Genomic DNA, 8,629 nt, shown 5'->3' with positions numbered 1-8,629 from the left:
AGCACCACGTCCGGCGCCACGTCCCGGACGACGCCGGCGGCGCCGGCTCCGTCGGATGCCTCACCGACGACCTCGATGTCGTCCGCCGAGCTGAGGATCATCTGCAGGCCCGACCGGACGAGTTGCTCGTCGTCGACGATCACCACTCTGATCATGGTCCGATCTCCGTCTCTGCGTCGGGTGCAGCCGCATGTCGATGCTCGGCGTTCTCGGGTAGGACAGCTCGGACCTGCCATGAACCGTCTGGTAATGCGCTCACGTCCAGCGTCCCACGCGCCAGCTGCACACGCTCCCGCAGACCGGCCAGGCCGAAACCGCTCACCGGCGCAGACGCCTCCCCGGCAGTGTCGTGATCGCCGATCTCTTCATCCCCCACGGTGTTCCCCTGCCGGTCTGTGCCGCTCTCCGCGTCGTCACCGCCAAGCTCGTCGTGCTTATACGCGGCCGGAGGGCCGTTCGTCACCGTCACGACCAGTTCATCCTGCTCGTAAACTAGCTGGACTCGCACAGGCCCGCCGGGTGCGTGCTTGGCGGCATTGGTCAGGGCTTCCTGCACGACGCGGTAGCCCGTGCGTTCCTGCAGCGCCGGCAATGCGTGAGCAGAGCCCATCCGCTCGTACCGCACGCTCATCCCAGCGCTGCGCCAGCCCTCGACCAGCCGGTCCAGGTCGCTCAGCACCGGCTGTGGAACGGTCGGCGCCTCGGTTTCCGAGTCGTCCCGCAGCACGCCCAGCACCTCCCTCAGCTCGGTCAGGGCCTCGTGGCCGGTGTCTCGGATCTGAGCAGCCGTCTGCACCACGGCCGGTTCGGCCTTGGAAACCTCAAGCCCGCCGGCGTGCAGGACCATCAAACTCACTCGATGCGCCACCACGTCGTGCATCTCTCGCGCGATCCGGGTCCGTTCGGCCGCGACGGCCCGCTCGGCCATCAGCTGCTGCTCGCGTTCCAGACGTTCGGCACGCTCACGCAGGCTGGCGATGAGCAGCCGACGGGTGCTGATCCACAGCCCGAGACTAATCGGCATGCCGACGCCGACGCCGACGCGGAGCACGCCCAGCCAGGTCACCGGTGGATCCCACAGGCCGATGACGAGTGCAGCGGTGGCGGCCACCGCCCATCCGACCAGCTTCCTGCGGTCGGTGAACCATGCCGCGTAGCTGTAGAGCGCGACCACGATGGGAGCAAAATTGCCGAACAGGAGCAGCATGACGACCGCGAGGGTCAGCAACCGTTCTGGTTTCGTCCGCCGGTACAAGATGGCCCACGCAGTCAATCCAGGCAGGATGATGGCGGCGGTCAAGCCGAATGCGGGGTGATGGAACAACGCTTCGAACACGTTGTCGTAGCGCTCAAGCTCCGAGCCCTCCGGCAGCAGCCCGGGGAAGATCCGGAACATCAGGCTCGGGATGTCGCTGCGGGACAGGACGCCGTCGTCTTCTTCGATCCCGCCGGGGGCGACGATGAACAGAAACACGAAGGGAAAGCAGACGAGAGCGACGATCCAGTCCATAACCCGATGCCGCCGCTGCCGCTGCCACCGAGACAGATCGATCTCGGAGGCCGCGGGCAGCGGATGGCGCGAGTTTCCGTTCATGGCCGAGAACAGCATAGGCAGACGTCGTGGCTACGCGTCACGACGATGGAAGATCACCGACGCGACCGCGAGTGCGGCGGCAGTGAACCCGGACACGACGCCGATTTGTCCACTCGGACACGAGCACATCCGAGCCAGGCACAGCAGGTGGTAGTCGGCCTTGCGCCGGCTATGCATCGCCTGGGTGTCCAGCAGAGCCCCCACCTCGTACAGCGGCGCCGGCAAGTTCGCATAGTGCCGCCCGAACACGGTGACGGAGCCTGCGGTGGGGCGGTCCAGGCCGAGGATCATCCGCATCGTCGTGGTTTTACCGGCGCCGTTCGGACCGAGGAACCCCGTCACATGCCCGGCCTCGACGTTGAAACTCAGATCGTCGACGGCCCGCACATCGCCGTACTGTTTGGTCAGCCCCTTCGCCTGAATCATGGAATATCCCTTCCGCTCATATTATTTCCCAACCCGCAGTTCCACGCTAGAACCACATTCTGGGCATGGCGTCGTCCCGAGCATCGAACTTAGATGTCTCCCAATGGCCACCGACCGGCCGCACGCCGCTACTTTTGGCGTAGATACGCACCGACTTTCGTCGATGCTCAAAGAGAGCGCATATCGGAGTCGTAGCTGCTGAGCAGCAGGAACGCGGCAATACAACCTGTCCGACGTGAGCTGGACGCCGGCCGGCACCGACGCAAGTAGTAGCGATTCCTACGTCCAATGGATCGACCGACATCTCACTCCGCCTCCTTTCGCGATAGGAAATCTCAGCACCGTGACCGAGGCCGGCCACGTCATTGCAGAAATAGTCTGGCAGTACGTTCCCGAAGTGAGCCCAAGCAACGATAACCGGGTTCAGTGCCGCGTGAGATCAGCGCGGTAATCGAGAGGAAACGGCCGAGGAACAGCACAATTTATCGATAAGGAGATTTTCGTGGCACAGTTCTTATACAGACTTTCCCGCTGGGGCTTCCAGCGACGGAAGACCGTGCTCGCCGCTTGGCTCGGCGCGCTGGTAGTCGTGAGCATCGCCGGGGTCACGCTCTCGAAAGAGACCGTGGATGAGTTCGAAATCCCGGATACGGAGTCCTCGCAGGCCTTCGATCTCCTCGAGGAACGCTTCCCCGACGACTCCGTCGGTCTCACATCGGCTCAGGTGGTGTTCGCCGTTCCCGACGGCGAGACGCTGACGGAGCCAGGAAACCAGGCGATCATCGAGCAGACCGTAGAGCGCCTGGCTACGACGCCGGGCACGTTGGACGTGACCTCGCCGTTCGAAGCCGGCACCGTCGCCGAGGACGGCTCAGTGGCCTTTGCGGAGGTGGCGTACGGCGAGGATCCACCCGACGACGCGGCGGACACCCTGGACGACGCCGTCACAGACGCACGCGACGCCGGGTTGACCGTGGAAATGCGTGGCGAGGCTCTCGAAGTGGAAGGGGAGGCCGGCGCTGCGGAGCTCATCGGCCTGGCAGTGGCGGCTGTGGTGCTGGTCATCACCTTCGGCTCGTTCGTCGCCGCTGGGCTACCGCTGCTGAACGCGGTCATCGGTGTCGGTATCACGATCATGGGCATCGCGGCCGCAACCGCCGCATTCGACCTGGCCAGCGACACATCGACGATCGCCATGATGCTGGGAATGGCCTTGGCGATCGACTACGCCCTATTCATCGTCTCCCGGTACCGGCATGAGCTGGCGATCGGACATGCGCCGTTGGAGGCTGTCGGCCGCGCCGTCGGCACGGCCGGTTCGGCGATCGTGTTCGCGGGCCTGATCGTCATCGTGGCGTTGGGTGGTCTGGCGATCTTCGGGATCTCCTTCACCACGCAGCTCGGCCTCGGGGCCGCGGCAGCCGTCGCGATCGCGGTCATCATCGCGCTGACTCTGCTTCCCGCGATGTTCGGGTTCGCCGGCAGCCGCATCGTGGGTGGGCGCATCCCCGGCCTGCGGGCACGGGATCCCGAGTCCAAAGGGGGCAAGCCGACGGCGGGGCGCCGGTGGGCACAGTTCGTCACGCGCCGGCCTGCCCCGGTGCTGGCCATCACGGCCATTGGCCTCGGCACCCTGGCGGTGCCGGCGCTGGACATGCACATGGCGATACCCGACGACGGCACCGCAGCGGAGGAGAGCACAGCGCGCGAGGCATACGACTTGGTCGCCGACGGATTCGGCGCCGGCTACAACGGCCCGCTGACGATCGTCATCGACGCGACAGACAGCGCCGACCCGGAAGGCGCCGCCGCCCACGTCGCGGACGTGGCTGGCCAGCTCGACAACGTCGCCGCCGTCTCACCGGCAAACTTCAACCCAGCGGGCGACACGGCCACCGTGACCGTCCTCCCCGAGACCGGGCCCAGCTCGCAGGAGACCGAGGATCTGGTCAACGCACTCCGGGATGAGGCCGCGGACGCCGAGGCCGCGACCGGAGCTGCCCTCATGGTCACCGGACTCACCGCCGTCCACATCGACTTCACCGGAACGCTCAGCGATGCGCTGATCCCCTACCTCGCGTTCATCGTCGGCATATCGATGATCCTGCTGATGCTGGCGTTCCGCTCGATCCTGGTCCCGATCAAGGCCGCGCTCGGATTCCTGCTCACCATCTCCGCCACGCTCGGTGCCCTGGTGGCCGTGTTCCAGTGGGGATGGCTGCGCGACGTGTTCGGAGTCGAGAGCACCGGCCCCATCATGAGCTTCTTACCGGTCATAGCGATCGGCATCGTGTTCGGGCTCGCCATGGACTACCAGATCTTCATCGGCACCCGGATGCGGGAGGAGCATGTGCACGGCACGGCACCGGTGGCCGCCGTGGTCAACGGGTTCCAGCACGGCGCCCGAGTGGTCACGGCTGCCGCGATCATCATGATCAGCGTCTTCGGCAGCTTCATACTCGGCGAAGGCACCATCAAACAGGTGGGGTTCGCCCTGGCGTTCGCGATCGCGGTCGACGCGTTCATCGTGCGAATGACTATCGTGCCAGCCGTCATGGCACTGCTCGGACATCGAGCGTGGTGGATGCCCAGCTGGCTTGACCGGTTGCTGCCCGACGTCGATGTCGAAGGCGAGAAGCTGCGGCACACACTGGGCGAGTCCGCCGACGACGAACAGCAGCTGGCTCACACGTAGTAACCCAGGCGGGGCGAGCGGTCATGGAAGCCGTTCGCCCCGCGACACCAGTGCCCGGCCAGACGACAAAGCGGGCACACCTGTCACCCCTGGCACCGGCCTCGACCGACGAGGAACTCTAGCGCTGCCTCTCATCTGAGCCACTCGTCATAAGATGACAGTGCGCATCCGGGGAGGCACATCAACGTGGCTAAGCGCAGCCTCGACGGCGGTGGGACGTCGCCCACCGCGGTTCGTAACGGCACCCACATGCGGGCCGACCGCGTGGAGTCGTCTGTCCGAAACTGGCCGGGGTTGCGTTCCGAGTACAGCTGGCTGCCGCCGGATGACACCGTGACCGTCACCAGGCCGAACCAGGTGGGTGTGTCGTTCAGCGCGCACCGGCGGGTGGGCTACGAGGTGGGCGGGCGGGCACGTTACCTCGCCATACCCGCCGGCGCGGTGTTCGCCACAGGCCTGCAGGAAGTGCGATGGGCGGAGGTGACGGAGCCGACCGAGGCACTGGAGATCTACCCCGACGTGGACATGCTCAAAGCCGTGGCCGATCCGGCTCACACCGGCATGGTGGAGATCGAAACGGTAACAGCAGGCCACGATGCCACAATGCTGGGTCTGGCCGCCGTCATCCGCCGGACGCATCTTGACCACGACGGCGACCTGGACGCGATGCACGCGAGTGTGCTCGTTCATCGCTTGATCGAGCATGTCGCAGACCACTACGTTCGTCCACGGCCGCGCTGGACACAGCGTTCCGGCAGGCTCGGCCGCACACTCGTGGACCGGATCGCCGAGTTCGTCGACCACCGGCTGGCCGAGCCATTGACCCTGGACGACGTGGCCGCTCAGGCCCATCTGAGCGTGTACCACTTCGCCCGCGCATTCAAGAACACCGTCGGCATGGCCCCGCACGAGTACGTCACCATGCGTCGCATGGAGGCCGCCAAGACGTTGTTGATCAGTTCGCGACGCAGCGTCCCTGAAGTCGCGTACTCGGTCGGGTACTCCAACGTTGGACACTTCAGGCGCCTGCTCCGCCGCTACACCGGCTTCACCCCGTCGGATCTGCGTCCACGCTGAAACTGTCGGTACGGCCGGTCTCCCCCACGCGGCGACAGAGAGCAAGATCCGACCCTCCCCCGACCGCCGCCGGCGTGCCACTCTCAGCGGTGTCCGCACGCGTTCCGGCGTGTGGATGCAGAGAGGGGTCAAACGATGACAACAGAGCTCACGACGTTCCCCGTCATGTTCACCAGTGGCGGGAGCAGGATCATCGGCCGGGTACATCGGTGTGCCGAAAGCATCGTCGAGCGGCAGCCGGCCGTGTTGATCACCGGCTCATGGCTGACTGTGAAAGAACAGATGGCCGACCTGTACGCCGACGCGCTTGCCCGGCGCGGCTACACGGCGATCACCTTCGACTTCGCGGGCTGGGGGCAGAGCGGCGGCGACCTGCGCCATGTCGAGCTGCCCAGCCGCAAGATCGCCGACATCGATGCCGCCGCCCGATTCGCCTCGACGCTGTCGTTCACCCGGCCCGGCGACGTTGGCTACGTCGGCATCTGCGCCAGCGCCCAGTACGCGCTGTCGGCCATCGCCCAGGGAGCACCCATCGCCTCGTACGCCAGCGTCGCCGGATGGTTCCACGACACCACCTCGGTGGCGCCCTTCTACGGAGGCATGCAGGGCGTCCAGCTCAGGCTCGACCGTGCCCAAGCAGCCACCGCCCGGTACGTGAGCGACGGCGAGGTCCTGACCGTGCCCGCATACGATCCGGGCAACGACCGTGCCGGCATGCATCTCGAGCTCGACTACTACAGCGCCGAGGATCGTGGCGCGATCCCCGAGTGGCCGAATGAGATGGCGGAGATGAGCTGGATACCGTGGCTGACGTTCGACGGGCTGGCCGCGGCCCGGTCCTCGGTCTCCGTGCCGTCGTTGTTCGTTCACTCCGACGGTTGCGTGTTCCCGGACAACATCGAGCAGGTGCGGCGAGGGCTTCGCGGTCCCGCGGACGTCGCCTGGGGTGAGGGCGGGCAGATCGACTTCTACGACCAGCCGGCGCAGGTGGAGTTCGCCGTCGAGGCACTGGATGCACATTTCTCCAAGACGCTGACCGGCGGTGTCGATGCGGAGGTATCGAGATGACCGCGTCCGACTACGGCGTAGGCGAGGCTGTCGCCGCCATGCTGCACGCGATCGACAATGTTGATTGGGACAGCGCCTACGCGTCGTTCGCGGCGACTGTCACCATCGACTACACGTCGCTCTGGGGAGGCGAGCCAGAGACGTTGGATGCCGGTGAGCTCATCATGCGCTGGCGAAAGCTGCTACCCGGCTTCGACTCCACGCAACACCTGCTCGGGCCCGTAGTGACGACCGCGCAGGATGAGCATCAAGCGACGTGCACGGCGAGCATCCGTGCCTACCACCATCTGGCCGACGGGCAGGACGCATCCACGTGGATGGTCGCCGGGCAGTACGTGATGACGCTCGAACGTCTCACCGACGGCTGGAAGATCCGCGGGATCACGTTGAACGTGGCCTACGAGGAGGGCGGAAGGACCGTGATCGAGAGGGCACAGGAAAGAGTCGCGGCAGGACGCGGCCGCACAGCAGCGGCTTAGTCACGCTCGTGCGGCCTCACGCTCACAACAGCAAGCAACTCTGGCAGGTCAACCTCGCCGCACACCGGAGGGACTCTGGCTGATCGCGGTCGACAGCCGCTGGCGAGCGGCACTAGCCAGGACGAACGCGGTGGCACTGGCCACCAGTGTCACCGCGAACGCCGCGCGATGCCCGCTGACGTCGGCGAGCCTGCCCGCGGTACCGGATCCGAGCGCGTACCCGATACCTGTCGCCCCGGCGAGCAACGTCATCGCCAGCCCTGCCTGGCTCGCGGCGACCAGCTTCCGGGCCAACATGGCGACGCTGATCATGTACGGCGCTATGGCGAAACCCAAGACGAGCACGACCGGCACCAAGCCCGCCAGCGAGTCCACGAGGATCAGCGGCGCCGACAGCACCAGCAGCCCGGCGGCGAAGACTTGGACCCGGCGCGGGTAGCCGAACCGTGCCGGCAGGGCCGCGACCGCGAGCCCGGCGATCACGCTCCCGACTGCGAGCAGCGCATGCACGAGACCGGCGTGCCCCGGGTTGCCCTGCTGTGTGGCGAGCACGGTGGTCCCGGTCTGGGTGGCACCGAACACGGCCCCGATGAGCAGCATCGCGACGGCCAGTACTGCAAGCTCCGGCGTGACCACGCGGCGCGCCGCGGGCAGCTGGAGCGGCCGTGCCCGTGCCGACATCGCCGTCGGATGCACAGCGAACCCACTCCCGAATACGGCGAGGAGCCCGGCCGCGACGAGCAGCGCCCCGCCGGGATGGATGACGGCGGCGATGCCCCCGACCAGAGCCGGTCCCAGGACGAACGACGCTTCGTCGGCCGCACCCTCGTAGGAGAAGGCGGCATCCATCAGTCGCGGCTGACCACGGCCGGTGGGTTCGGTGATGTAGGTCCACCGGACCCGGGACAGCGGGCCGACCTGCGGCATGCACAGACCGGCGAGTCCGGCGACACCGACGATCGCGGGCAGTGGGGCGCCCGCGGTCACCAGCACGACCAAGGTGACCAGCCCGGTGGCCGACGCCAGGGACTGGACGAGGACCACGGGCCGCTGCCCGATCCGGTCCGTCAGCAAGCCCGCGACCGGGGCACCGACGGCGTTGGCGACCGCGACGGCGCCCGCCGTCAGCCCGCCCGCCGAGTAGCGTCCGGTCTCGGTGGAGACGAGAAGGAGGGCGCCCAGCTGGCTCATCGCCAGTGGCAGCCGTCCCAGAAATGCGACGATGATGTAGGCGGGGCCAGCCAGGCTTATCAGCCGGCGGTATGACTTGATCGGCGACACGCAAGGCTC

General features: G+C 66.8%; 8 protein-coding genes. 4 read left to right on the top strand and 4 right to left on the bottom strand.

Annotated elements, in window-relative coordinates:
- The 3 genes from ELR45_RS42710 to ELR45_RS14240 all read right to left on the bottom strand — a co-directional run.
- Positions 1–155, bottom strand: a 155-nt coding sequence (locus ELR45_RS42710; RefSeq protein WP_420813885.1) for a response regulator transcription factor, incomplete at its 3' end; no start/stop codon positions are given.
- Entirely contained in the window at positions 152–1,594 is a 1,443-nt protein-coding gene (locus ELR45_RS14245) for a sensor histidine kinase (RefSeq protein ID WP_165367767.1), read from the bottom strand. The genes ELR45_RS42710 and ELR45_RS14245, both read right to left, overlap by 4 nt.
- Before the next feature lie 30 nt (positions 1,595–1,624).
- Positions 1,625–2,020 (bottom strand): ATP-binding cassette domain-containing protein, encoded by a 396-nt coding sequence (locus ELR45_RS14240; RefSeq protein WP_129666992.1) that lies wholly within the window; start codon positions 2,018–2,020, stop codon positions 1,625–1,627.
- Positions 2,021–2,522: 502 nt separating this feature from the next.
- Between ELR45_RS14240 and ELR45_RS14235 the strand changes: the two genes are divergently transcribed.
- The 4 genes from ELR45_RS14235 (at position 2,523) to ELR45_RS14220 (ending at position 7,339) form a co-directional block, all read left to right on the top strand.
- Positions 2,523–4,715, top strand: a complete 2,193-nt coding sequence (locus tag ELR45_RS14235; protein WP_129666991.1) for an MMPL family transporter — start codon at positions 2,523–2,525, stop codon at positions 4,713–4,715.
- A 186-nt stretch (positions 4,716–4,901) separates the two neighbouring features.
- A complete protein-coding gene (locus ELR45_RS14230; RefSeq protein WP_129666990.1) occupies positions 4,902–5,792 on the top strand; it encodes a helix-turn-helix transcriptional regulator in 891 nt (296 codons plus the stop codon).
- Positions 5,793–5,927: 135 nt separating this feature from the next.
- A complete protein-coding gene (locus ELR45_RS14225; RefSeq protein ID WP_129666989.1) occupies positions 5,928–6,860 on the top strand; it encodes an alpha/beta hydrolase in 933 nt (310 codons plus the stop codon).
- Positions 6,857–7,339: a nuclear transport factor 2 family protein gene (locus tag ELR45_RS14220; RefSeq protein ID WP_205856580.1), complete on the top strand. Its 483-nt coding sequence runs from the start codon at positions 6,857–6,859 to the stop codon at positions 7,337–7,339. The genes ELR45_RS14225 and ELR45_RS14220 overlap by 4 nt, the downstream gene beginning before the upstream one ends.
- A 48-nt stretch (positions 7,340–7,387) precedes the next feature.
- Here ELR45_RS14220 and ELR45_RS14215 read toward each other — a convergent pair.
- Positions 7,388–8,629, bottom strand: a 1,242-nt coding sequence (locus ELR45_RS14215) for an MFS transporter (protein ID WP_205856579.1), incomplete at its 5' end; no start/stop codon positions are given.

Origin of the sequence: Phytoactinopolyspora endophytica, from assembly GCF_004138495.1 — a bacterium.
Taxonomy (GTDB): Bacteria; Actinomycetota; Actinomycetes; order Jiangellales; family Jiangellaceae; genus Phytoactinopolyspora; species Phytoactinopolyspora endophytica.
This window is presented reverse-complemented; position numbering and strand designations above follow the sequence as displayed.